Raw genomic sequence first — 1,239 nt, 5'->3', positions numbered from 1 at the left:
CCCAAATTGCAAGAACAAATTAGCCACACGATAAATCCTATTAAATCAGTATTTTCATTAATATTCATATTTTATGGATTTAACTTAACCGGCGGAAGCAGCGGAGAAAAGCTCTTTGGGTGTTTGATAGCCAGTTTGCCGGCGCGGTAAATTGTTTAGCTTTGACTCAACTGCTTGGATATCATGAGGACCCAAAATATCCATGGATAGACCCTTGGGTACATCGCGGCGGATCATTCGATTATGCGCTTCGTTAGTCCCACGCTCAGAGGAACGATATGGATGGGCATAATAAAGGTCAGCGACACCGGTAAGTACAGCGCCAACTTCCGAGAACTCAGCGCCATTATCGGCAGTAACTGACTTCATGATTGATCCGTATTCTTGACAGATCTTGGCCAGCTCATAGTTGACTGAATCGGCATCACGACCATCGATCAAACGTAGAATTTGGCAGCGGGATTGACGCTCGATCAGCGTTAAGATCACACTCTCTTGACCGTTGCGCTTGCCCACCACGGTGTCCAATTCGAAATGGCCGAACTCTTGGCGCTGGTCGATACTCTTAGGCCGTTCATCAATACTCCGTCCGGCCAGACGCTTGTGCTTGATCGAGTGATGATGTTTGGCACGGTGGCGCGTTTTTTCGAGTAGATCAAGATTGCGGACTTCAAGTAACTGGGCATCAATATAGTGGTATAGCGTCTTGGTCGAGACCATCTCCTCAGGTTGATATAAGCCTTCAAGTTTGGCCCGTCCTACTGCTGCATCAGGCGACCAACCATCTTGACGCAAATGAGTCGTAAAATAGTCGATAAAATCAGCGACACCGACGAGTTTCAAAGGTCGATGACAGTAGGCTCGATTAGCTTCGTACTTAGCTTGTGCTGTTTCTGGTGAGTATACAGCGTAATATTGGCGTTGACCATTCACTTTTTTTACTTGGTCGATCTCGCCGCGGCACAATTCATTATTGATTGTTTGATGACAAACATTAAGCGCTCTGGCAATTGCACGATTGGAATAGCCTTGGCTGTGCAGCGTAGCAATTCTGCCTCGTTCAAACGAAGTTAGGTGCTGACCTTTTTTTCTGACTGTGGTATTCTGTTCTTGCATCAAGACAATAACCTCTTTCATTGTTTGTGTAGGAACATCAATGATAACAGAGATTTGTCTTGGTGTTTTTTATTTTATCAATTAGCTAAAAGTATTTGGCTAACTTGATTATAAAACGCGCGG

The 1,239-nt window shown here is 44.9% G+C and carries 1 protein-coding gene; it reads right to left on the bottom strand.

The window, feature by feature from the left end; all coding sequences use genetic code 11:
• Positions 1–84: 84 nt before the first annotated feature.
• Positions 85–1,116, bottom strand: a complete 1,032-nt coding sequence (locus tag WDC_RS09210) for an IS30 family transposase (protein ID WP_044011552.1) — start codon at positions 1,114–1,116, stop codon at positions 85–87.
• Positions 1,117–1,239 lie beyond the last annotated feature (123 nt).

Source organism: Paucilactobacillus wasatchensis, from assembly GCF_000876205.1.
Lineage (GTDB): Bacteria > Bacillota > Bacilli > Lactobacillales > Lactobacillaceae > Paucilactobacillus > Paucilactobacillus wasatchensis.
The sequence above is the reverse complement of the archived record's forward strand: the minus strand, read 5'-3'. Positions and strand labels throughout refer to the sequence as shown.

Coding starts and splice junctions, on each gene's coding strand:
- WDC_RS09210 (WP_044011552.1), bottom strand. CDS start 1,116: ATGCAAGAACAGAATACCACAGTCAGAAAAAAAGGTCAGCACCTAACT.